The sequence below is a fragment of the methane-oxidizing endosymbiont of Gigantopelta aegis genome (assembly GCF_016097405.1).
In the GTDB taxonomy this organism is placed as follows: Bacteria; Pseudomonadota; Gammaproteobacteria; order Methylococcales; family Methylomonadaceae; genus Methylomarinum.
Map to the genome: position 1 here is coordinate 1958068 of NZ_JAEHGD010000001.1, position 24022 is coordinate 1982089.

Annotated in this window: 20 protein-coding genes and 1 pseudogene; 9 read left to right on the forward strand and 12 right to left on the reverse strand. The window is 45.9% G+C overall.

Annotation, left to right across the window (positions count from 1 at the left end; all coding sequences use genetic code 11):
- The first annotated feature begins 17 nt into the window (after nucleotides 1-17).
- Entirely contained in the window at nucleotides 18-3239 is a 3222-nt protein-coding gene (locus tag JEU20_RS09900; protein WP_198245450.1) for an Ig-like domain-containing protein, read from the forward strand.
- Between the two features lie 63 nt (nucleotides 3240-3302).
- On the forward strand, nucleotides 3303-3536 hold the full coding sequence (locus JEU20_RS09905) for a hypothetical protein (protein ID WP_198245452.1): 234 nt from the start codon (nucleotides 3303-3305) through the stop codon (nucleotides 3534-3536).
- A gap of 63 nt (nucleotides 3537-3599) precedes the next feature.
- Here the strand turns inward: JEU20_RS09905 and JEU20_RS09910 are convergent, their stop codons facing one another.
- Nucleotides 3600-4421, reverse strand: a complete 822-nt coding sequence (locus tag JEU20_RS09910) for a DsbA family protein (RefSeq protein WP_198245454.1) — start codon at nucleotides 4419-4421, stop codon at nucleotides 3600-3602.
- 127 nt (nucleotides 4422-4548) lie between these two features.
- Nucleotides 4549-5331 carry an enoyl-ACP reductase FabI gene (locus JEU20_RS09915; RefSeq protein ID WP_198245456.1) on the reverse strand — a complete coding sequence of 261 codons (783 nt, stop codon included), beginning with the start codon at nucleotides 5329-5331 and terminating at the stop codon, nucleotides 4549-4551.
- Nucleotides 5332-5417: 86 nt separating this feature from the next.
- Between JEU20_RS09915 and JEU20_RS09920 the strand changes: the two genes are divergently transcribed.
- The 6 genes from JEU20_RS09920 (at nucleotide 5418) to JEU20_RS09945 (ending at nucleotide 13816) form a co-directional block, all read left to right on the forward strand.
- Nucleotides 5418-7547 carry an ABC transporter substrate-binding protein gene (locus JEU20_RS09920; RefSeq protein ID WP_425356709.1) on the forward strand — a complete coding sequence of 710 codons (2130 nt, stop codon included), beginning with the start codon at nucleotides 5418-5420 and terminating at the stop codon, nucleotides 7545-7547.
- Nucleotides 7544-8521: an ABC transporter permease gene (locus tag JEU20_RS09925; RefSeq protein ID WP_198245458.1), complete on the forward strand. Its 978-nt coding sequence runs from the start codon at nucleotides 7544-7546 to the stop codon at nucleotides 8519-8521. Before JEU20_RS09920 ends, JEU20_RS09925 begins: the two co-directional genes overlap by 4 nt.
- Before the next feature lie 2 nt (nucleotides 8522-8523).
- Entirely contained in the window at nucleotides 8524-9858 is a 1335-nt protein-coding gene (locus tag JEU20_RS09930; RefSeq protein WP_198245994.1) for an ABC transporter permease, read from the forward strand.
- On the forward strand, nucleotides 9851-11452 hold the full coding sequence (locus JEU20_RS09935; protein ID WP_198245460.1) for an ABC transporter ATP-binding protein: 1602 nt from the start codon (nucleotides 9851-9853) through the stop codon (nucleotides 11450-11452). The genes JEU20_RS09930 and JEU20_RS09935 overlap by 8 nt, the downstream gene beginning before the upstream one ends.
- A gap of 23 nt (nucleotides 11453-11475) precedes the next feature.
- On the forward strand, nucleotides 11476-11856 hold the full coding sequence (locus tag JEU20_RS09940; RefSeq protein WP_198245462.1) for a rhodanese-like domain-containing protein: 381 nt from the start codon (nucleotides 11476-11478) through the stop codon (nucleotides 11854-11856).
- A 571-nt stretch (nucleotides 11857-12427) separates the two neighbouring features.
- Nucleotides 12428-13816, forward strand: a complete 1389-nt coding sequence (locus JEU20_RS09945) for a cytochrome-c peroxidase (RefSeq protein WP_198245464.1) — start codon at nucleotides 12428-12430, stop codon at nucleotides 13814-13816.
- A 127-nt stretch (nucleotides 13817-13943) separates the two neighbouring features.
- On the opposite strand, the gene JEU20_RS09950 is transcribed toward JEU20_RS09945, so the two are convergent.
- The 10 genes and pseudogenes from JEU20_RS09950 to JEU20_RS09995 form a co-directional block, all read right to left on the reverse strand.
- Entirely contained in the window at nucleotides 13944-15653 is a 1710-nt protein-coding gene (locus JEU20_RS09950; RefSeq protein WP_198245466.1) for a proline--tRNA ligase, read from the reverse strand.
- A gap of 111 nt (nucleotides 15654-15764) precedes the next feature.
- On the reverse strand, nucleotides 15765-16892 hold the full coding sequence (gene dapE, locus JEU20_RS09955; RefSeq protein ID WP_198245467.1) for a succinyl-diaminopimelate desuccinylase: 1128 nt from the start codon (nucleotides 16890-16892) through the stop codon (nucleotides 15765-15767).
- Complete coding sequence (locus tag JEU20_RS09960; RefSeq protein ID WP_198245469.1) at nucleotides 16889-17233, reverse strand: ArsC family reductase; 345 nt, start codon at nucleotides 17231-17233, stop codon at nucleotides 16889-16891. The genes dapE and JEU20_RS09960 overlap by 4 nt, the downstream gene beginning before the upstream one ends.
- A 2-nt stretch (nucleotides 17234-17235) precedes the next feature.
- On the reverse strand, nucleotides 17236-17478 hold the full coding sequence (locus JEU20_RS09965) for a hypothetical protein (protein WP_198245471.1): 243 nt from the start codon (nucleotides 17476-17478) through the stop codon (nucleotides 17236-17238).
- 176 nt (nucleotides 17479-17654) lie between these two features.
- Nucleotides 17655-18473: a 2,3,4,5-tetrahydropyridine-2,6-dicarboxylate N-succinyltransferase gene (dapD, locus tag JEU20_RS09970; RefSeq protein WP_198245473.1), complete on the reverse strand. Its 819-nt coding sequence runs from the start codon at nucleotides 18471-18473 to the stop codon at nucleotides 17655-17657.
- Nucleotides 18474-18615: 142 nt separating this feature from the next.
- Complete coding sequence (gene dapC, locus JEU20_RS09975; RefSeq protein WP_198245475.1) at nucleotides 18616-19821, reverse strand: succinyldiaminopimelate transaminase; 1206 nt, start codon at nucleotides 19819-19821, stop codon at nucleotides 18616-18618.
- 30 nt (nucleotides 19822-19851) lie between these two features.
- Nucleotides 19852-20548, reverse strand: a pseudogene (locus JEU20_RS09980) (IS5 family transposase).
- Nucleotides 20549-20552: 4 nt separating this feature from the next.
- The gene (locus tag JEU20_RS09985; RefSeq protein ID WP_198245477.1) at nucleotides 20553-21350 is read right to left on the reverse strand and encodes a M48 family metallopeptidase; all 798 of its coding nucleotides are present in this window, start codon (nucleotides 21348-21350) and stop codon (nucleotides 20553-20555) included.
- A 71-nt stretch (nucleotides 21351-21421) separates the two neighbouring features.
- Nucleotides 21422-22462 carry a cytochrome-c peroxidase gene (locus tag JEU20_RS09990; RefSeq protein WP_198245479.1) on the reverse strand — a complete coding sequence of 347 codons (1041 nt, stop codon included), beginning with the start codon at nucleotides 22460-22462 and terminating at the stop codon, nucleotides 21422-21424.
- Between the two features lie 99 nt (nucleotides 22463-22561).
- Nucleotides 22562-23146, reverse strand: a complete 585-nt coding sequence (locus tag JEU20_RS09995) for a DUF1264 domain-containing protein (RefSeq protein ID WP_198245481.1) — start codon at nucleotides 23144-23146, stop codon at nucleotides 22562-22564.
- An 84-nt stretch (nucleotides 23147-23230) separates the two neighbouring features.
- On the opposite strand from JEU20_RS09995, the gene JEU20_RS10000 reads away from it, so the two are divergent.
- Nucleotides 23231-23878, forward strand: coding sequence for an alpha/beta hydrolase (locus JEU20_RS10000; protein WP_198245483.1), 648 nt, complete (start codon nucleotides 23231-23233; stop codon nucleotides 23876-23878).
- Nucleotides 23879-24022 lie beyond the last annotated feature (144 nt).

The window sequence follows — 24022 nt, forward strand, 5'->3', positions numbered from 1 at the left end:
ACGGGGAGGAGATGATAATGAAAAACAATAAAAGTTGGACGAGGTGCACCAATACGGGACTGGGTTCTGTTGTTAGTATCTTATGTATTATACTGCTGATGTTTTCACAATCGACGACAGCTTTTACGATAGCGCTTGATAATGGCAGTTGGGAAGCGGCGGCTGACGTAAGCGTGGTAAAAGGGAGCCGGTTTTATGATACCAGCGAACGGGTTTATTACACGGTCAATACGCTGACTAATTCCTCTGCTGAGGCATTGACAGGCCCGCTGCGTTTGCTGGTCACAAACGCTTCACATACTGTAAAAAATTCTGACGGTGATGATGCCGGACAGCCCTATTTCAATATTTTGGCGGATGGAGAAACATTGGCCGCTGGGGAGCAACGTCAGGTCACCATTAAATTTCAACCGCGTCGGGCGCGCTTTTCTTATGATGTTGCAGCCCAGATATTCGTGGCGGTTACCGACAGCGATGGCGATGGCATCCCGGATGAACAAGATCCTTGTCCAAATGACCCTAATAATGCCTGCTTTACCATCAGTGGAGAAGTTTATGGTGGTGGCGCGGCATTAAGTAGCGCGGCAGTTAAAATTGGCCTAAACTCGGTGAATACATCAACTGATCCCGCAGGCCGATTTGAAGCGACTGGTGTCAGCATGTCTGAACTGACCAGCGATAATCTGAATCAGTTCTTTCCGGTGCAAGTCCAGGCGAGTGGATACTCCAGCGGCTATGCCAAAGCAATATTGATTCCCGGAACTACCAGCTATCATGTAATTGTTAATCTTGATCCAGTTTCTGACCAGATTACTCAGGATGATGATCTTTCTCAGGGTGTTCCCATTCAGGAAAATGGTCAAACAGTGGGGTCTTTAACGATTTCACCGAGTTCATTGCCGGATGGTGTAACCCAGGTGACAGGTACGGTCACTTATCTTGAACCGACTGGAGATTTGAGTTCTTCACCCGGTGGTGATCTTTTGGCCTTGCCTGCAAATGCTGACCCTAATTCCGCACCTGTACCACTGGAAACATACGGGATGATGGAATTTGATCTGCGCGATCAAAATGGCAATGAAATCCACCAGTTAAATGGTGAGGCTGAAGTTTGTATGGCAGCCACTTCTGGTCTTCAAGCTGGTGATACCGTACCTTTATGGTATTACGATGTAGAGCGAGGATTGTGGATAGAAGAAGGTCAGGGGACTGTACAAAGCCGTAATGGGCAGTTAATGATCTGCGGAAATGTGACTCATTTTACCTGGTGGAACTATGATCGACCGGTTAATACTCACTCTTGTTTCAAATACAAATTTGTTGACGAAACTACAGGTGAGGCATTGGCGGGCGCTTTTGATTGGTATGCTGAAGGTGTTACCTACAGTGGCACTTCTCCGGAGCGGGCTTGTGATCGTGATGGTAACGATCCTGCAACTGAGGGTAACACGATTGACGGACTGACTGTCAAGAAAAGTACAGCTACAATGACAGAACAAATCCGCGTTTACACACAATTATCCGGCGCTAAGTATTATCTGGTGCGGGATGGTGATGGTACTTACAGTTTAAGTCAGAATGTAAACAACGCAGCGGTATTTGATAATCCGCAAGATCAAGGCAGTTGTTTAACTAATCAGAATGTTGAAAACTGTGCATTTCTGGATTATCTGGATGCTGGTGCAGATGGCGTGTTGCCGCTATCTTCAGATATCAACTATCCACCGGTTATCAGTGATTTCATGATTGATAATCAGAATCTTAGGGTTAGTGAATCGACCGGTGTTCAAGCCACAGTGACCGACCCGGAAGGCAGTGATATCAGCATTAACTGGAGCCAGACCTGCTGGAACACCAATGATGGGACTCTCGATACAACTTCGGGCAGTGGTGCTTCACCGACTGTTTTTAATACAGTCTATACCGCGCCATCCAGTGTTGAAGGTTTTGGTCAATGGTGTGAGATTATAATTGAAGCCAGTGATACACAAGGAAATACCTCAACCGCCAGCCAATGGTTTACCGTTAGTCCTGGTTCTTATCTATTGACCATCGAAGGGACGCTGTATGGCACTGATGGTAATCCGCTGCCTGATACAGGGCTGAGTTATGATAATTATAATTGTAGTGCTGGCACTACTCAGGATGTATTTACCGATAGCAGTGGTTACTACCGTTTCGATGTCGACTTGACTGGTTGTCTGAGTGGTGGAGAAGGGTATTATGGAACTGAGGGAGTGATAACTGTTTCATATAGTCACAATGGCCAAACCTGGAATCATTGGGAAGAACTTTATTTGCAATTCGGAGCAGGTGAGCTTGGAAATGGAGGAAATTGTGCCTCATTGCCATTTGGAGAAAATGGTCTTCAGTGTCAGCATGATATCCACCTTCCTGTCGTCTGGGGGCCATTACAAGGTGCTTTGCTAGACAATGTAAGCAATCTGATTGTAAGCTCTGATCAGGCGTCGATTAATGCTTATTCATCTGACTCTAGCAGTTTGCAAAATTTAGGCGGAAGTACTTCGTACGGCCCAATAGAGGTGCCATTAAGCTCTCAACTGAGTCTTTCCAACTATGATCCTAATTCAGGGACATCAATCCATGTGTCGACCGTTATGCCGAGTACCGATGGTTTCCTTCAGGACTTTGGGGTTAATGGAAGCGGTACCGTGATGGTGACGGTTCTAGATCAAGGTAGCCCTGTAGCCAATCAGACGGTTAATTTAATCAGCGAGTTTTTCAACAGTGCCACGGGCGTAAGTTCTACCATACAAGCGGTGACTGATAGCAATGGACAAGCGACTTTCAATACGGTTCCGTTAGGTAGATTTCGGGTATGGGCTAGTAATGCTTCGTTTGGTTTTTTGACTGTATTCGGGTATGTTGCTGAAAACAATCAAATCGTTCTGGTTGATCTGGGAAGTCAGGATACCTGCGAAGTCATAGGTACTGCTTATGACTGGAACGCTCAGCCCCTTGCAAATACTGAAATTTCATTAACACTCAATCAGTGGGGGAGTAATAGTTCTGTTGTGACAGCCTTGACGACGGATTCTGGGGAATTTGTATTCTCTGGTGTGGTTCCGGGTAATGTTGGTTGGGAACAATTTTATTATTCTGATGGTTTTGGTGTTCCTGATTGCCGTCCAAATAATGATGGTACATCAAAGCAGATTCGGCTGGATCGTCCGCCATTTGATAATAATGTTTCGGACTTTATTATTGGACCGTCTTGATAGTTGGCTGAGTTCGGAGGGGTTTTCCCCTCCGACTTTTTCAGTAACCTTAGGAGCTTTGAAATGAAACAATTAATCATGATGCTGGCTGTGATGCTGGCGGCAAGTAATGTTTGGGCGGTGGAAGGCGAATCATCTCCATCGGATACACAACAAATCATGCGTCAACACATGCTGGAAATGCGCAAACAACAGCGCGAAATCCGCGCCAAAATCCGCGCTGAGCAAGTCGCTGCACAGCTTAAGCAGGAAGTCGAGCGTAAAGCGGCAATGCGCCGTGGTGAAGCTGTAGAATAGTCAGAATTTTTTGACGCGAAAAGCCCGGTTCTTTAAGGAAACGCAGAATAAATCTGCAATTCTTTAAAGGCCGGGTTTTTTGTTTGGCGCGGATAGTTGTGCAATGTCCAGTCTCAGCCGGAGTAATGAGGCTGCACCTTGACGCAGCATCAGCCTGCCGGATGGGTGATGTATCAAAATATTCGCAGGTGTACCTACCAGTTTCAGCAGTTTCGTTTCTTCAATATTTTTTTCGACTTTTTCTTTGAAACGGCGTTGTTCAAGGCACTTCATCAACGCATCGGCATCGATATTACTGCGCTTGGCAGCCTGACGAATGAGGTATTGATGAGACTGTTTGTTTCGGCGGGGGTGCTGAAACAATTTTTCGGCAAAGCGCCAGAAGCCATCATTGCCTGCAAGATTTGCGGCACATTCAGCCGCTTCAGCTTCCTGTCGGGCATTAGGTTGGTGAAAGTCGGCAGGCATGTGTCTGAAGACCCAGTTAATCGTTCCTTTTGAGTCATCAACCAAGCGTTTTAAGGTCGGATGAATCTTCCGGCAATAAGGGCATTCAAAATCTGAATACTCGATAACGCTAATCGGTGCATTGGGGTTGCCATAAATATGATCTTGTTTGGGGTTGACTGGCTGAAGGTGTTTATGGAGATGCTGCTGTTGTCGTTTTTTTTTCTCTAGGCGTTTTTGGATGCGAGTCAGCGCTTTTTGTTTTTCTTGAGCGACAATTTCATCACGAATGATTTTCTTGAGTTGCGGACTTTGAAGTAATTCTGTCAGTAATTGCTGTTTCAGGCTTTGCAAGTCGGTATTTTTTTCAGCAGCAATAATGGGAACCGATGTCACGAACAAAGTGCTACTGAGCAGAATGATGGATTTAAGTTTCATTGATTTTCCTGAAACGTGAGTCGCTAATATTCAAAGTTTATCATTTTAAGAGATAAAATAGCTTGTGTAAAAGCCCGGATTTTAATTCATCCGGGCGTTAAAAATATTGGCTAATAGATGATGTTTGTTAACCGGCTGCCAATCCAGCAATATTGTAACCACAGTCTACATAGGTGATTTCACCTGTTACGCCACTAGCGAGATCTGAGCACATGAAGGCGGCGACGTTGCCGACTTCTTCGATGGTGACATTGCGGCGCAAGGGCGCGGTGTCTGTGGCCTTGCTCAGCATGGATTTGAAGTTGTTAATGCCGGCGGAAGCGAGGGTTTTGATTGGGCCGGCTGAAACGGCATTGACGCGGGTGCCTTCAGGGCCTAATGCGGCGGCCATATAGCGCACATTGGCTTCAAGGCTGGCTTTGGCAACGCCCATGACATTGTAATTTGGAATTGCGCGAACGGCGCCAAGATAAGATAACGTGAGTAGTGAACCGTTGCGGCCTTTCATCATATCACGACCAGCTTTGGCTAATGCCGTGAAACTGTATGAGCTGATGTCGTGTGCGATGGCGAAGTTTTCGCGGGTGGTGGCCTCGACATAATCACCATCTAATGCTTCACGTGGTGCGAAGGCGACTGAATGCACGATGCAGTCCAGGCCATCCCAGTGTTTGCCGAGCTTGCTGAAGACATTGATGATTTGTTCGTCGCTACCGACATCCAATTCAATGGTGATGTTGGAATTACATTTTTCCGCCATGTCTTCCACCCGGCTTTTTAGTTTTTCGTTTTGGTAGGTAAAAGCCAGTTCAGCACCTTCTCGGTGCATTGCTTGTGCAATTCCCCAAGCGATAGAACGATTGCTCGCCAGGCCCACAATCAAGACTTTTTTGCCTTGCATAAATCCCATTAGACTCTCCCAATGTAATTGTTGTTAGAATAGGGGGTTCAGTATCTATGACCCATCAAATGATGTCCAGTTTTTTGTCGGTAAAAATGCGTAGTCAGGTTTGTTTTTTTTATAGTGTCCTGGTTTTTTTAGTGGGCTGTGAGATGGCGCCGTTAAATAACCCTTATCGCAAAGTTGAGCCAGGTGTTTCGGTGTTGTACTCTTCGTTTGCAGAGCGGCCGAAACATTTAGATCCGGCCAAAGCCTACAGCTCAAATGAATATGCGTTTATTGGGCAGATTTATGAGCCACCACTGCAATATCATTATTTAAAACGTCCCTATCAACTGATTCCTTTGACGGCTGAAAAGATGCTGACGGTAAAATACTACAATCGGCTCGGGCAGATAATCGATGGTAAAGATGCGGCGCAGGTTGCCTACAGTGATTATCTGATTAGTATTAAGCCCGGGATTCAGTTTCAGCCACATCCGGCCTTTAGTCGCGATGAAAAGGGCCGCTTGTTATATCACCATTTAAATGCAGAACAACTCGATGGGATTGATGTGCTGGGCGATTTTGAACAGCGGGGTAGCCGCGAGCTGGTGGCAGAAGATTATGTGTATCAAATAAAACGCCTGGCTTACCCGAAGATTCAATCGCCCATCGCCGGGGTGATGCAAAACTATATTGTCGGTTTTGCCGAATTTGCTGAAAAAATGCAAGATCAGCCGATTACGGTGTTAAAAGATATGCCGTTAGACGGGGTTCAGGCGACAGGTCGTTACCAGTATCGGATTCGTATCAAAGGTAAGTATCCGCAGTTTAAATTTTGGTTGGCTATGCCGTTTTTTGCCGCTATGCCGTGGGAGGCTGATGCCTTTTATGCGCAGCCGGGCTTGATTGACAAAAATATCACGCTGGATTGGTACCCGGTTGGTACAGGGCCATATTATCTCACCGAAAACAACCCAAACCGGCGTATGGTGCTGGAGAAAAATCCGCTCTTTCATGATGAGTTTTATCCTATCGTAGGCGAGGCTGGTGATAAGCGAAACGGGTTATTGGCGGATGCGGGTAAAAAGTTACCGTTTATCGATCGTGTGATGTATGTACTGGAAAAAGAAAATATTCCCTATTGGAACAAGTTTTTGCAAGGCTATTATGATGCTTCCGGCATCGCCTCGGATAGTTTTGACCAAGCGGTGCAATTCACTGGCGAAGGTGATGCAAAGCTTACGCCGATGATGCGGGAAAAAGGCATTCAGTTACAAACGGCGGTGACGACCTCAGTTTTTTATCTAGGGTTTAATATGCTAGATAAGGTGATCGGTGGTTATTCCGAGCAAAAACAAAAATTGCGTCAGGCCATTTCAATTGCAGTGAATTATGAAGAATATATCGCGATTTTTATGAATGGCCGCGGAGTGCCGGCACAAGGGGTGTTACCCCCTGGTATTTATGGCTATCAGGATGGCAAAGCCGGGATTAACCCGTTTGTGTATGACTGGGTGAAGGGTAAACCTAAACGCAAGTCGATTGCCGTGGCCAGGCAGTTATTAGCGGAAGCAGGTTATCCAAACGGTATCGACCCTGTCACCGGCGAAGCCTTAACACTTTATTTTGATACAGCCTCGGCTAGTGTTGATGAGCGGCCGCGAATGAACTGGTTTCGTAAGCAATTTGCAAAATTAGGGATTAAATTGATTATTCGGGCGACCGATTACAATCGGTTTCAACAGAAAATGCGTCAGGGTTCTGGGCAATTATTTATCTGGGGGTGGAATGCAGATTATCCTGATCCTGAAAATTTCTTTTTCTTATTATATGGCCCGAACAGCAAGGCTAAAAATGGCGGTGAAAATGCGGTGAATTATGAAAACCCCGACTATGACCGTTTGTTTGAGAAAATGCGTAACATGGACAATAGTCCAGAAAGGTTGGCCATTATTCAGCAGATGCAGCAGATTCTAAGGCGCGATGCGCCCTGGGTGTTTGGCGTGAATCCAAAAAGCTTCAGCTTGTTTCATAGCTGGTATAAAAACATCAAGCCCAATTTGATGGCGAATAATCGGCTGAAATATACCCGTATCGAAGCTGATCTACGCAAACAAAAACGTTACCAATGGAATCAGCCGGTTTTTTGGCCATTGGTGCTTATTTTTGTGTTATTGGCCATTTCTGTTTATCCGGCGATACGCGCTTATCGGCGTCGTTTGCAGGAGACCATTGTATGATTCAATATATTATTCGCCGTGTGGCTTACGCTATCCCGTTATTGCTCGCGGTCAACATTCTGACCTTTGTTTTATTTTTTGTAGTCAACAGTCCTGACGATATGGCCCGCATGCAATTGGGGCAGAAACATGTGACAGAACAGGCCATCAATAATTGGAAACATCAGCATGGCTATGATTTGCCATTGCTCTGGAATGCAGAACAGAGTGGCCTCGAAAAACTGCGGCAGACGATTTTTTATCAAAAATCCATCGGCCTGTTTTTATTTGATTTTGGTATTTCCGACAGCGGCCGAAATATTGGTCATGATATTTCAGAACGCATGTGGCCTTCGCTGGCACTCGCGTTGCCATCCTTGATTGTGGGGTTGCTGGTCAATATCACGGTGGCGTTGATGATGGTGTTGTTCAGGAACAGTTATTTAGAACTCGGCACGATTGTGTTATGTGTCATTCTGATGTCGATTTCATCTTTGTTTTATATTATCGGCGGGCAGTTTTTTATCGGCAAAATTCTCAAGCTAGTGCCTATTTCCGGTTATGACAGTGGCTTTTCGGCTATAAAATTTTTGATATTACCGATCATCATCAGTGTGATTTCAGGGCTCGGTGCGGGGGCACGCTGGTATCGAACCTTGTTTTTGGAAGAAGTGGAAAAAGACTATGTGCGCACCGCCCGCGCTAAAGGCCTGAGCGAGGTGCAGGTCTTGTTTCGTCATGTGTTGAAAAATGCCATGATTCCAATTTTGACCGGCGTTGTGGTGGTGTTGCCCTTGCTATTTATGGGCAGCCTAATTATGGAATCATTTTTCAGCATACCGGGGTTGGGCAGTTATACCATCGATGCGATAAATCGGCAGGATTTTGCTATTGTCCGCTCAATGGTGTTTTTAGGCTCGGTGTTGTATATCTTAGGATTGCTGATGACCGATATTTCCTATACCTGGGTAGACCCTAGAGTGAGGTTGTCTTGACGATGATTGTGTTATGGACAGATGGCTTGATCTTTATTCTAGTGCTAGCTATAGCTGTCAGTATCACGCTGATGCTGCGCAAACCGCATTTCAAACGGCCACTAGCGAAAATTACGCAAAGCAAGACAGGTATGGTGTCGTTGGTGGTTTTGCTGTGTTTTGCCGGTATCGGCCTGCTGGATTCGGTGCATTACAAAGACAGCAAAACACAGGACATCATCAGTTTGTTAGATCATTTTGCAAGGCCATTGACCGAGCGGTCGGAAAAAACCTATTCGGCGCCATTTTCGGCCTATTTATACAGCAAGGAAATGATTATTGGCGAAGATGGCCTGGAGAAATGGGATTATCCTCGGTTGAAATATGGGGGTGCCCATCTTAACAATCCAGAGCAGGAAAAATGGCCGGATATTCTAAGCAAAGCCGCCACAGGTTTTGGTAAAGGTGTGGTGTTAGCGCTGCTGCTTTATCTTATTTTCTGGATGATATGTGGCAGAAAATTGGCTGAATCCTTCCGGCCTGCAACCAAAGCGGCATTATTGACTTTGTTTTTGGTTATCAGCCTGTTTTACATGCTGGCCTATTTGTCGCACTGGTATCATGTGCTGGGTACCGATAAGGTGGGTGAAGATGTGTTTTACCAAACCCTAAAAAGTATCCGTACCGGTCTTGTCATCGGCACACTGACGACCTTGATGATGCTGCCGCTCGCTATCGGTTTTGGTATTATGGCCGGTTTTTTTCGCGGCTGGGTAGATGATGTGATTCAGTTTGTCTATACCACCTTGAATTCAATCCCCGGGGTGTTATTGATTGCAGCCTCCATCTTGATGGTACAGGTGTATATGGCCAATCATGCCGAACAATTCACCAGCGTACTGGTGCGTGCCGATATGCGGTTGTTGTTTTTATGCTTGATTTTAGGTGTTACCAGTTGGACGGGCTTATGCCGAATGCTGCGCGCCGAAACCCTTAAATTGCGGGAAATGGAATTTGTACAGGCGGCCGAATCGTTGGGCGTGACTCGGCCGACGATCTTGATCCGGCATATTCTGCCGAATGTGATGCATATCGTGCTGATTTCGGTGGTGTTGGATTTCAGCTCACTGGTGTTGGCCGAAGCAGTATTGTCCTATATCAACATCGGTGTGGATCCAACCACCTACAGTTGGGGAAATATGATCAATGGTGCTCGGCTTGAGATGGCACGCGACCCGGTGGTCTGGTGGTCATTGTCGGCAGCCTTCTTGTTTATGTTTACACTGGTGCTGGCGGCCAATTTATTTGCCGATACGGTGCGCAATGCCTTTGATCCACGGAGGGCAGAACATGGCTGAACCTTTATTACAGGTCAAAAATTTAAGCGTTTCCTTTCAGCAGGACACGGTTGTCGATGCAATTGATTTTGATATTTATGGTGGGGAAACCTTTGCCCTAGTGGGCGAGTCGGGGTCTGGAAAATCCATTACCGCATTATCCGTCTTGCGGCTTTTGCCCAACAATGCCAACATTCAGGCCGATAGCATTGCATTAAATGGCCAGAATCTGCTGACGATTCCGGAAATTGAATTTTGCCGCTGGCGCGGTCGCCGTATTGGTTTGATTTTTCAGGATCCGATGTCGTCGTTGAATCCGGTCATGACGATTGGTGCACAAATTGCCGAAGTGATTCGCTTGCATTTCAGTCTCAAGCCGGCAGACATCGAGCGGCGCGTACTGGAGTTATTGCAACAGGTTGAAATTCCGAATCCTCAGCGCCGCATGAGGGAATACCCACATCAGCTTTCCGGCGGCCAACGGCAACGGGTGATGATTGCCATAGCGCTGGCTGGACGCCCTGAACTGCTGATTGCCGATGAGCCGACGACGGCACTGGATGTGACAATTCAAGCACAAGTACTCGCTTTGCTAAAAAAAATTCAACAACAGACCGGCATGGCTTTGTGGCTGATAAGTCATGATTTGGCGCTGGTTTCCAATATGGCCGACCGAATCGCGGTGATGGAGAAGGGGGTTCTTGTCGAAACTGCGACCCGCGCTGAATTTTTTAAACAGCCCAAACATCCCTATAGTCGGAAATTGTTAGCGGCATTGCCGGAGATGCGGCATTGCCAGGATAAAACCGCGATGCCTTCTGCACCGTTATTGCAGGTCAATGACTTTAAAGTTTGGTATCCCATACGCAAAGGATTATTCAAGCGCGTGGTCGATCATGTGCGTGCGGTCGATGGTGTCAGTTTTTCGTTACAACAGGGAAAAACGTTGGCGTTGGTTGGCGAATCGGGGTGCGGCAAAACCACCTTGGGCAAGGCGTTATTGAACTTGGTGCCGGCCAGTGGCGGGCAGGTCTGGTTTGATGGGATTGATTTAGGACAGCTCAGTGGTGAAGCATTGCGTAAAAAACGTGCCGAAATACAAATGATTTTTCAGGATCCGTTTGCGGCGATGAATCCGCGTATGTTGATTGCCGACATCATCGCCGAAGGCCTGAAAGCGTTGCGGCCTGAAATCAATGCCGAACAGCGGCGACAGAAGGTTTTGCAATTATTAAAACAGGTTGAACTTCCGGCATCTAGCGCCATGCGTTATCCACATGAATTTTCCGGCGGTCAGCGCCAGCGCATCTGTATCGCCAGAGCATTGGCGGTCAATCCCAAATTAATTATCTGCGACGAACCCACCAGTGCATTGGATGTATCGGTACAGGCGCAGATTTTACAATTATTGAAAGATTTGCAACAACGACAACGCTTGAGCTATTTATTTATCACCCATGATTTGGCCGTGGTAGGTGAAATTGCCGATGAGGTTGCCGTGATGTATCAGGGTAAAATTGTCGAAATGGGGCCTGCCAAACAGGTGTTGATGGCGCCACAGCATCCTTATACCCAAAAACTGTTGAAAGCCGTACCGGTTTTGGCTGCGGTATGAGGTGATAAATCGGGATATACAGAATGAGAATAGTAATCATTTTAGGGTTGAGTATTTTATTATCGGCATGTCAGTCAACAGGCGAGGGCTATATGCAGCAGCAACAATTGTTAGCATTGATTCAACAGGATAAAGCCCCTGTTATTGTCGATGTCCGTTCTGGGGTTGAGTTCACGTCCGGTCATGTGCCGGGTGCCCTTCATGTACCGTTCTGGTCGGTGTTGACTACAGATAAGCTCAATACAGTCGATAAAAGTCAACCTTTGGTGATTTACTGCGAACACGGCCCGCGCGCTGGGATTGCTAAATTCGGTTTATGGTTGATCGGCTTCGAACATATTGATTATTTGGCTGGACACATGACCGCTTGGAAAAAGGCTGGATTGCCAATGGTGAAAAATTGAGTCTTACTGATGATAGAAATCCTAGAGGGTCGATGATTGTCAGAATAGTTTTCTATCTGATCAAAGAACATTCCGAATAAACTTCCGAGCAGTGGGTGGTTAAAAAACTCTCTGTACACGACAAAAAATCAGAATTTCCGTTGGGAACCGGGCAAGTCATTGAAAATATTAAACACGCGTCAATACATCCATGTAGCTCTCTATCGCATCCATGCGATAGAAGGTTTATATTTTCAATGACTTGCCCGGCTCTTACAATTTTTTGTCATGCACCAATAAAAAAACTATGTTATTTAACACAATTATTATGCGTTAAATAACATAGTTTTTTTATTGAATCTTGCATGTTAATTCCTTGTTATTAGTAAGCATATATTGTGTTTAACTTGATTCCATGTATTGCACAGAGAAGCAGACTTTGAGTTATCAGGGGTTGAGAAAGTTCCCACGACCAAACTATCTTATTTTCTGTGCCGAGGAAGGCAGGCATTCTGTTTCTTGGTGATATTGGCATGTTTTTTGATTGCTATTTGATTAGGAAGATGGTTTTTAAACTTACTATGAGGAAAACATGAAAAAAAAATTAAAATTAAAACAATATGCGGTTCTGTTACTATCTGGCGGAGCTTTATTATTTTCTTTTGAGGCTTATGCTCATTCGAAAAATTCACATTCAAGAATGTTGCCGGCTGCACCCGAAAACAGTGATTATTACAATAACGGGATGCCGAATAAGCACAAGGTTGAACTGGGTAAATTGCTGTTTTTTGATAAGGTATTAAGTGGGAATCAGAATATTTCTTGCGCGACTTGTCATCATACTTTAACTGATACGGGAGATGGTCTTTCTTTGCCTGTCGGTGAAGGTGGTCAGGGATTGGGTATGGCTCGCCATACTGGGGTAGGTGATAATGCTATTCATGCAAGAGTACCGAGAAATGCGCCACCTGTTTTCAATCTGGGGGCGAGAGAATTTAGCAGGATGTTTTATGATGGACGGTTAGAAGTTAATCCTTCTCATCCTTCAGGATTTGATAGCCCAGCGGGTGATGATTTACCGATGGGTTTGGATAATGTCTTAGCTGCGCAAGCAATGTTTCCTGTAACATCTGCCGAAGAAATGGCGGGCCAGGTGGGTGAAAATATGCAGGCCGATGCGGCAGCGGCGAGTGATTTTCCGGCCGTTTGGGAAATTATTGCTAATAGACTGAGAAATATTCCTGAATATGTTGATTTGTTTAAAGCCGCTTTTCCTGATGAGGTAACTCAGGCCTCAGATATAACGTATGTACAGGCGGCAAATGCCATAGCAGCTTTTGAAGCTGACGCCTGGCGTTTTGATAACAGTCCTTTTTTACGTTTTTTAAAAGGGGATAAAAAAGCTTTGAGCAAATCGGCAAAAAAAGGGATGAAGATTTTTTACAGTCGTAAAAAAGCAAATTGTGCCAGTTGCCATAGCGGACCTTTTCAAACGGATCACGATTTTCATGCCATTGCCATGCCTCAAATCGGGCCGGGTAAAGGTGATGGGTTTGATGGGCACAGTGACTTTGGTCGTGAGCGTGTGACTGGAGATACTGAAGACCGGTTTAAATTCAGAACTCCCACATTGAGTAATATTGCGTTGATAGCACCTTATGGTCATGACGGCGCTTTTAATACTTTAGAAGCGATGGTGCGACATCACTTGGATCCTGAAACATCTCTATTAGAGTATGATCGTTCACAGGCTGTTTTACCCTCAAGACCAGATTTAGATGCTATCGATTTTATTGTGATGGATGATCAGCAGCGAGTTGATGATATTGCTGATGCGAATGAATTGGATGAAAAGCATTTGTCAGAAAAACAATTTGGATATTTAATGGACTTCTTACATGCATTAACTGATCCAGCGGCTGTTGATTTACGGATGAATACACCCATGCGAGTGCCTAGCGGTCTTCCTGTTGCGGATTGATTTAGTTTAATAATGCTGACAAATCAAGGATGATTTGTCAGCGCCTACATTATATTTTGAACATTAACCCAGTCTTGCCATTTTCATCAAAGTTTTACGATGTGCTGTGGCAAAGCTGGGTTAAAACTTAGTTTTTTATTTTGTTAATGACAAAATCAACCACCTGATCCAGCGGAATCTCCTGGTTTTCGTTGTCAGTTCGGGCACGGTATTCTGCCATGCCTTTATCCAGTCCCCGGTCGCCAATGACAATTCGGTGGGGTATGCCGATCAGTTCCATATCAGAAAACATAAAGCCCGCCCGGACTTTACGGTCATCAAACAGTACCTCAATACCGGCATTGAGCAATTGCTGATAGATATTCTCAGCGACATCGCGCAGACGATCGGATTTATGCATATTCAATGGACATAACGCCACCTGAAAGGGTGCCAGCTCCTGTGGCCAGATGATGCCTTTGTCGTCATGACCTTGTTCGATGGCGGCTGCAACGACACGGGAGATGCCGATGCCATAACAACCCATAATCATGATCTGGTTTTTGCCGGCTTCATTAGTGACGGAGGCATTCATCGCTTTGCTGTATTTATCGCCTAATTGGAAAATATGACCAACCTCAATCCCGCGGGCGATGGTCAGTTTACCTTTGCCATCGGGGCTGGGGTCGCCTTCGACAACCAGGCGCAAATCGGCCGTTTCCGGTAAAGGTAAATCCCGTTCCCAGTTAACACCTTGATAATGAAAGCCGTCTTCATTAGCGCCGCAAATAAAATCGGGCATCGCTGCAACGCTGTGGTCGGGAATGATTTTGATATTTAGACCTAATGGGCCGATAGAGCCCGGCTTGCAACCGATGGTCTGCTGGATTTCTTCATCGCTGGCAAATTGTAAAGGTGACAACACACCCTCGAGTTTTTCTGCCTTTAATGGGTTGAGTTCATGATCGCCGCGTAACAACAAAGCGACCAGAGCATCGTTTTCGCCGCGCACGATCAGGGTTTTCAGGCATTGATCTGGGGTAGTCTTGAAAAAGGCGCAAACTTCCTCAATGGTATGTTGCTCGGGTGTTGCGACTTTTTCCAGCGGTTTGGAAGGTGCAGGGCGTGGGGTATCTGGTTTTAAGGCTTCGGCTTTTTCGACATTAGCGGCATAATCACTTTGGTCAGAAAAAGCGATAGCATCTTCACCGGAGTCGGCCAAAACATGAAACTCATGCGAAACAGCGCCGCCTATGGAACCTGAGTCGGCCACCACGGCACGAAATTTAAGGCCAAAACGACTGAATATATTGCTGTAGGCCTGATACATCTGCTCGTAAGTGTGTTGCAATGATGCCTGGTCTAAATGGAAGGAATAGGCATCTTTCATGATAAATTCGCGCGAGCGCATCACGCCAAAGCGCGGTCGAATTTCATCACGAATTTTGGTTTGAATCTGATAATAGGTAATCGGCAGTTGTTTGTAGCTTTTCAGCTCGTTACGGGCCAGATCGGTGATGATTTCTTCATGTGTCGGCCCTAAACAGAAGTCGCGTTCGTGTCGGTCTTTCAACCGTGCCAGTTCCGGGCCGTATTGCTCCCAACGCCCCGTTTCTTGCCATAGTTCAGCGGGTTGAAGCAGCGGCATCAAGACTTCCAGGGCGCCGGTTTTTTCCATTTCTTCCCGGGTGATGCGTTCCACCTTGCGTAACACACGTAATCCCAACGGCAGCCAGGTGTAAAGGCCTGCGGCCAGTTTTCGGATCAGGCCGGCACGAATCATCAGTTTATGGCTGATGATTTCAGCATCGGAAGGAACTTCTTTAACAGTATTGAGTGGAAATTGAGATGTGCGCATTGAATAAATGAGTCCAGTTAAAAGGCAATGTTATTTAAGAAAATGCAAGGGTTTAAAGACTATTTTAAACCTAAATCCTCGCTCGGGCACACTTTTACCCGAATCCGTGATTTAAGTGAGTAATTCAACCAGTATTTGCTGGTAAATTTTGCTTAAAGTTTCCAAATCCTCCAGATTGACATATTCATTGACTTTATGAATGCTGTCGTTAATCGGCCCGAGTTCTAAAACCTGTGCGCCGGTTGGGGCGATAAAGCGGCCGTCGGATGTGCCGCCACCGGTATCGTCAATCGGCTCGTAGCCGGTAATTTTTTTAATAGCCTTATGGGTGGCGTCAATCAAAGTACGTTCGGTAGTCAAAAATGGATTGCCGGACAAACGCCAGTCGATGTGATAATCCAGATCGAAACCGTCGAGTAGAGCATGAGTACGTTGTTTGATGGTCTGCTCATCCAGTTCGGTCGAAAAACGTAGATTAAATTGCGCTTCCAATTGGCCGGGAATGATATTTTCTGCGCCGGTGCCGGCGTGAATATTGGATACCTGCAAGCTGGTTGGTGGAAAAAAATCATTACCTTGATCCCAGACTTCTTCGACCAGGGCTGTTAATGCCGGTGCAAAACGGTGAATCGGGTTGTCAGCAATATCAGGGTAGGCAACATGGCCCTGAATGCCCTTGACCGTGATTTTGGCGCACAGTGAGCCGCGGCGACCCACGCGAATCACATCCGCCAGTTTTTGGTCGCTAGATGGCTCGCCCACCAGACACCAGTCGATTTTTTCGCCACGTTTTTCCAGCACATCAACGACCTTGACGACGCCGTGGGTCGCTATGCCTTCTTCATCACTGGTCAACATTAAAGCGATTGCACCTTTGTGCTTGGGGTGCTGTTGTATAAAACGTTCCAATGCAGTGATAAAGCAGGCGATGCTGCCTTTCATATCGGCTGTACCCCGGCCGTAAAGCCTGCCGTCGCGCAGGGTCGGCTCAAACGGGGGCGATTGCCAGTCTTCCAGGGGGCCGGGTGGGACAACGTCGGTATGACCTAAAAAACAAAACAAGGGAGCTTGCCCACCGCGTTTGAGCCAGATGTTGCGGGTGTCTTCAAAATCCAGATGCTCACAGTTGAACCCTAATGGTGCCAGACGTTGGCTGATCATATCCTGACAGCCGGCATCTTCGGGTGTGACCGATTCGCGGCGGATTAAATCGATGAGTAAATCCAGAGTATCGCTCATAATAAGGTCTGTTGGTATTGTTTGTCATTGAAGCCGATCAGCAATGCGCTTCCGGTATCTAAAATCGGGCGTTTAATCAGGGTTGGCGTTTCCAGCATCAGCTGTAAGGACTTGCTGCGATCCAGATCAGTTTTTTGCGCATCACTTAACTGGCGCCAGCTGGTGCTGCGTTTGTTGAGCATGTTTTCCCAGCCTAATTGCTGTTCAAATGATTCCAGTAAGGCCATGTCCAGGCCATCTGTTCGATAATCATGAAATACATAAGGCAGCTCATGTTGCGCCAGCCATTGGCGGGCTTTTTTGACGGTATCGCAGTTTTTTATTCCGTAAAGTTTAAGCATGGTTACAGTTGGCTGGTTAAGAGTTCATCAATACCGGGAAGGTTTTTTTCCTGTTTACAGCGACTTTTGTAGAGTCCAACAAATTCCATAAAGGCTTGTTCTAAATCAGACAGGATTTCTTCTTCGTTTTCACGCTCATCAATGCTGATGTCAGGCGAGTCAAGATATTCTTTTTGCAAAGCAATTTCGCTGTTTAAGGACAAAATAGCGTAAATGAGGGCATTGCTTGAAATATGTTCAGTCATGATAGATTATGGATAAATACGGCTGCCGTGACCGATTTTTAAAATAAGGAGTTGATGTTTATTTCAATCGACATCAAACAGTACACGATATTGACCAATGTGTAGACGATAGTCAGCAATAGGATGATTCAACAGTGGCCTGTGCTTGGCCGAAGCTAAGCACAGGTAAATAAGGTTTAGTCGCGCAGTAACTCGTTAATACCGGTTTTGCTGCGGGTTTTTTCATCAACCTGTTTGATGATGACGGCACAATACAGGCTGTGAGAGCCGTCTTTGGCAGGCAGTGAGCCGGGTACCACAACAGAACCAGCAGGAACCCGGCCATAGATTATTTCGCCAGTCATACGGTTGAAAATTTTAGTGCTCTGGCCAATGAAAACACCCATGGAGATAACCGAGCCTTCTTCAACCACAACACCTTCAACAATTTCAGAACGCGCGCCGATAAAGCAATTGTCTTCGATGATGGTCGGGCCAGCCTGCAGCGGCTCTAAAACGCCACCGATACCGACGCCGCCGGATAAATGCACGTTTTTACCAATTTGGGCACAAGAGCCGACCGTGACCCAGGTGTCAACCATGGTGCCACTATCGACATAGGCGCCAATATTGACATAAGACGGCATTAGCACTGCGCCCGGTGCAATATAAGAACCATGCCGCGCGTTGGCATTCGGCACGACGCGGACACCGGCTTTGGCGAAGTCATCCGGCGTATAGGTGGCGAATTTGGTTTCAACCTTATCGTAATAACGATTAACGCCGCCATCCATCACCCGGTTTTCATTGACACGGAAAGACAATAAAACCGCTTTTTTCAACCATTGGTTGACCACCCATTCACCATCGACCTTTTTGGCCACGCGAGCCGAGCCGTTATCGAGCTGGTTAATGGCGTCTTCAACGGCGTCCTTGATTTCAGGTGTAACCGTTGTCGGTGTGATGTTGGCACGGTTCTCAAATGCTTCGTTAATAATCTTTTCTAGTTGTGACATAGCTTCTCATTAGCGTGTTAATAAAATTTTATTTTCTATACTCTCTATACACGACACAAACAAAAACGTAGGATGGGTGGAGCGGTAAGCGAAACCCATCCTACGATTTCCATCAATTAAGCATCAAAAGCTGACATGATATTCATATTTTGTGTAGTGTACAGAGAAAATCTTTAATCCGGTGCGCCGCGTCAATACAATCTTCTAGGCTTGAAACCAGCGCGATGCGCACATGGTTTTGTCCTGGATTCAGCCCATCTGCCTGGCGGGACAGAAAACTGCCCGGCAAAACCGTTATATTCTGACGGGCAAACAGCTGTCTGGCAAATTCAGTCTCGTCAATCGGTGTTTTCAGCCAGACATAAAAACTGGCGGGCGGTTGTGTGATTTGACAAATCGGTGACAAAATGTCGATAAAGGCAGTGAATTTTTCTCGGTACTGCTGCCGGTTGTGTTGCACATGAGATTCATCTCGCCAAGCGGCGATACTGGCTTTTTGGGTGGGAAGCGGCATGGCGCAGCCCTGATAAGTCCGGTATTGAAAATAGCGTTGTAAAATCGCGGCATCACCGGCGATAAAGCCGGAACGTAAGCCCGGTGCATTCGAGCGTTTGGACAGGCTGTGAAATACGACACAGCGTTTAAAATCAGCATTGCCGGCCTGCCAGGCCGCTTGCAGCAAACCGGACGGCGGGTTGTGTTCATCCTGATAGATTTCACTGTAGCATTCATCTGAGGCAATCACGAAATCATAACGTTCAGCCAGTTCGATCAGATGGGTCAACGTATCCAAGTCAATCACAGCTCCGGTCGGATTGCCGGGCGAGCAGATATAAAGTAACTGACAGCGACGCCAGACCGCTTCGGGAATATGTTTGAAATCTGGCAAATAGCCGTTTTGTTCCAAGGTATTTAAATAATATGGCTCAGCACCAGCCAGCAAGGCTGCACCTTCATAAATTTGATAGAACGGATTAGGCATCAAAACTAATGGCAGAGTGGTACGGTCAATGATGCACTGAGCAAATGAGAATAAGGCTTCGCGGGTACCGCTGACGGGTAAAACCTGGTTGTCAGCATCAATTTTTCCGGCTGGAATTTGAAACCTTTGGCTTAGCCAGTCAGCTATTGTCTGGCGAAGTTCAGGCAAGCCCTTGGTCGTGGGATATTGTCCTAAGCCATCGAGATGTTGTAACAACGCTTCGGAAATTAAATGGGGTGTCGGGTGCTTGGGTTCACCGATCGACAGCGCGATATGTGTTTTATCGACCGGCGGCATGATACCTTGTTTGAGGCGATTCAGCTTCTCAAACGGATAAGGGTGTAATTGATTTAAATCTGGGTTCATTATTTTCGACAATTAGGGGCTGTTGCCATTTCACATAGGTAACCATAAAAAGGCGCAAGCCAGAGCGATAGAGCCTTCAAAATTTCGTTTGAGTTTGTCATATCGCGTGGCGATCGCTCTGAAATGCTTAAGTCTTGCAAACACATTTTCAACGAGATGGCGATATTTGTAGAGACACCAATCCATTTCATCATTTCCCCGAGTTGAATTCTTTTTCTTGGGATAACAGGAACAGCCCTTTGTCTTTAATTTGAAGACGTAATGCTTCACTGTCATAGCCTCTGTCAGCAACTATATAGTCACCTTTTGGGAGCTCTGCAACTAATTTCGGTGCTTCTTTACAGTCATGAACTTCGCCGCCTGTCACTGAGAAATGAATAGGAAGACCACAGGCATCAACGGCCATATGAATTTTACTGGTGTTCCCGGCGACAGATTTCCCTATCGCTGTTTCTTGTTCACAGGCCGCACCACTACTATGCTGATGTGCTTTCACAATACTCCCATCAATAAATTCCCATTCCAGGTCTGGATCAACAACCAAGGCGTTAAAAATACCCATCAGTTTTTCTTTTACGAGACCAGTCATTGAATCGTTTATATACCGCATTCCAATTACCAAAAGCCGTGGGTAAATCTCTCCAGGGACAACCTACTCGCAAGCGATAAAAATACCTTCGACTGTTTTTCGAAGACAAGGTTTGTCATAAATTCCCATTTTCAACATAATTTCAAGGGGGATTTTCAAAACGGCAACAGCCCCTAGGGCGGAATCCTGTGGCTTTGACTTGACGCCATAATTCCAGTGCTCTGGGAAGTTGTGCTTCAAGGTTTTGGATACGGGATGCCGGCGCCGGGTGGGTGGATAAAATTTCAGGTGGGCGGGGGCCGTTATTGGCAGCTGCCATTTTTTGCCATAAAACAATGCTTTGTCTGGGATCAAACCCGGCTTTTGCCATCAATTCCAAGCCAATGACATCGGCTTCCGATTCATGAGTCCGGCTAAAAGGCAATAAAATACCGTATTGAGCCCCTACGCCAAGCAAGCTGACAGCGGTTTGACCCAGTGGCGTGGAAGGTGATGCGACCGCCGAAATCAGATTGATGCCGGTATTCACCGCCATTTTCTCAGACAGTCTTTCATTGCTGTGGCGCGCTAGTACATGGCCGATTTCATGACCGACTACCGCAGCTAGCTGATCGGCATTATCGACAAATTCGATCAAGCCGCTATGAATACCTATTTTATTACCTGGTAAGGCAAAAGCATTCAGGGTTTTATCTTCAAACACCACCACTTCCCATTGGCCGCCGACAACGCGGGTCAACGCCCTGGCGACGCAATCGGCGAAACGAATATAACGGGTGTTTTTACTGAGTGGTTTTTTCTGCTTGAGTTGCTCAAAAGCCTGCAAGCCCATTTGATTGACCTGGGCATCCGGCATGAACACCAGTTGCGAACGTCCGGTCGGGCTGGTCGCGCATGCGGAAACAAGCAAGATGGAAAAGACAAGGGCTAAGTATTTCATAGGGCCGCCAATCAGTGATTATCAGCCTGTTATTCTATCCTAACTGATCGGGTTTGGAAAAAATCTTGGCTTTAGGGGAGAGTGGTGGTTAATGAGCGCATAAAGGCGATTAGGTCGGTTTTTTCCTGTTCGGTCAAATGTAAGGGGTAAATTGCGCTGTCCAGATACGGATTTTTACGCCCACCTTTATCATAATAGTCAACCACTTCTTCCAGTGTTTTAATACTGCCGTCATGCATATACGGCGCAGTCAGTGCAATATTGCGCAGCGTTGGTGTTTTAAATTTTCCAATATCCTGAATCACATGGGTAACATTAAACCGGCCTAACTCGGCGCGTTGTTCGGCTGTCAGCGGGAAATCATCAGGGTTTTGGCCTTGTTTAAGTGCGGCAAGAAAATCAGGCAGAATGCCTTCTATTTTTTCAAAGCCTTGGCCGAGATTGTAAAAGCGATTGTCGGTAAACAGTGCATTATTCATGGAAATTTCATGACAGTTGGCACAGTTGCCTTTGCGTCTGAAAATTAGTAGGCCACGGGCAGCACTTTTAGATAGTTTAGAACGATCTCTGCCAAAATAAAATTGGTCAAAAGCAGAGTTGCCAGCAATAAGCGTGCGTTCATAAGCAGCGATGGCTTTAGCCAGGTGTTCCGCGCGAATATCTTGTTTGTCAATATTGAATATTTTGCTGAAACGCTGCACATAATCCGAATTCTGGTGAATAATCCGTTCGATATGTTTTTGCGACTTAAGACCATGTTCAACAGGATTCAATAATGGCCCGAGCACTTGTTGTTCCAACGCGTTGGTACGGCCATCATGAAAAAAATGTTTGAAAAAAGCCACGTTGAGTAACGTCGGTGCATTACGGGAGCCGATTTGGCCATAAATCCCTTTGGCTTTTGCACGTTGGTCGGTGAAGGCTTTTTCAGGTGCGTGACAACTGGCGCAGCTTATCGTGTTATTGGCGCTAAAATGCGTATCATTAAACAAGTCTTTGCCCAGTTGGATAAGCGCTTTGTCTTGCGGTACAGCAATGGTGGGCAATCCGAGTCGGCCATCGGCTAGAACAGAGCCTGCAGAAAGAAAGAATACAATCAATAAAATTGGCATCAGTTTCTCCTGTCTTAAAAAAAACCGGCAACCCCATCAATAGGTTGCCGGTGTCAGGTACCCGAAGGTATATACCAAAGGGGGGGGATGGTATAAGGGTTATTCTTGTTCAGGCATATCCTGAACAATCATGATGTATGGTTCGCCTATTGGCATTTTGTCATCGGGTTGTTGGAAATAAACGACTTTGCCATAAGTTTCATTGACCGCAGGTAATATTTTAGCTGTTTCTTCAGGCGTCAAATCCGGAAATGTTGCATGCGCGCGAGGTACCTCAACCCGGTGGTAATGCCAATATTTTTTCTCTTCTTCCGGTAATTGGTTAAATTGCTCGGTTGTGATGATGTATTCAAAACCGATGGGTTTATCCTGGTCTTTCATGCCTGAATGAAACATCAAGCACACAAAAGTCTGATCATCATAGGCCTTACAATGATGATGCACTACAGTTTGCAGTTTTGGGTCATGGATATCATGTGTATCCGGTCTTAAATGACGAATCGCTTGAATATGCAAATCATTAAAGCCTAAATGATTTGGATATTCTTTTTGTCTGGGGTTTAACGTTTCGTTATAAACTTTAACAGGTGAAGCGCTAGCTGTTTGAGTGTTAGTTGCTTCGACAGATGCGCAGCCAAACAAAACAGTTGATAGGGCTGAAAAAAATAAGGTTTTTGAAGGCATGAAAATCTCCGAACAAGTATTAGTAAGTTATGGTACTAGAATATTCTAAATTTTAAACAAAGTAAAGTCCTAGGTTATTTTTTTATGAAAATTTTTATTGTCTTGGTTTTTTTAGTCAGTTCTGTTTGTGCCGCCAATGAGGTGGAATATGTGCATTTTTCGACTCAGGATGGAGGGGTCGTCTATGCAGATTATTATCTGGCAGGCAAACCGTCGATTGTATTGGCGCATGGTGCTATCTTTAACCGGAAGAGTTGGGCACCGTTGATTGAGGCGTTGCGACATCATAAGATTTCAGTGCTAGCGATAGACTTTCGCGGTTATGGTGAATCGAAAGCCGATGCGTTGTTTGATAAATCAAAGGATGTATTGGCCGCCATTGACTATTTAAAAAGACAGGGACACCATCCGATTGCGGTCCTAGGTGCGAGTATGGGGGGAGCAGCCGCAGGCGAGGCGGCGGTAGAGGCGTTAACAGGTGATATACAAAAGCTTATTTTATTATCGCCTGCACCTTTTTCTGGCATTGAGCGGTTAAAAACCGAGTTGTTGCTGATTGCCAGCGAAAAGGAACCTATGATCTCTACGATTAAAACACTCTATAAAAAAGCGGCGGAGCCTAAGAAAATCGTATTGTTAAAAGGTCGGGTACATGCCCAACATATATTCAAAACGGATGAAAAAGAACATTTACTTCAGACGATTATTGATTTTGTTCACGGCGATCGTTAAGTGAAACTGGATGCAGATGGCAAAACGTTACACGATAGTCACCGAGTTTATGCGATCGGCACATAACTTTTCAGGGCAGCGACGTAGGCATAATCAAGGATACGGGGTAGAATGTAAGCTTTTAGACTTAGCAGTTTTCAAGAT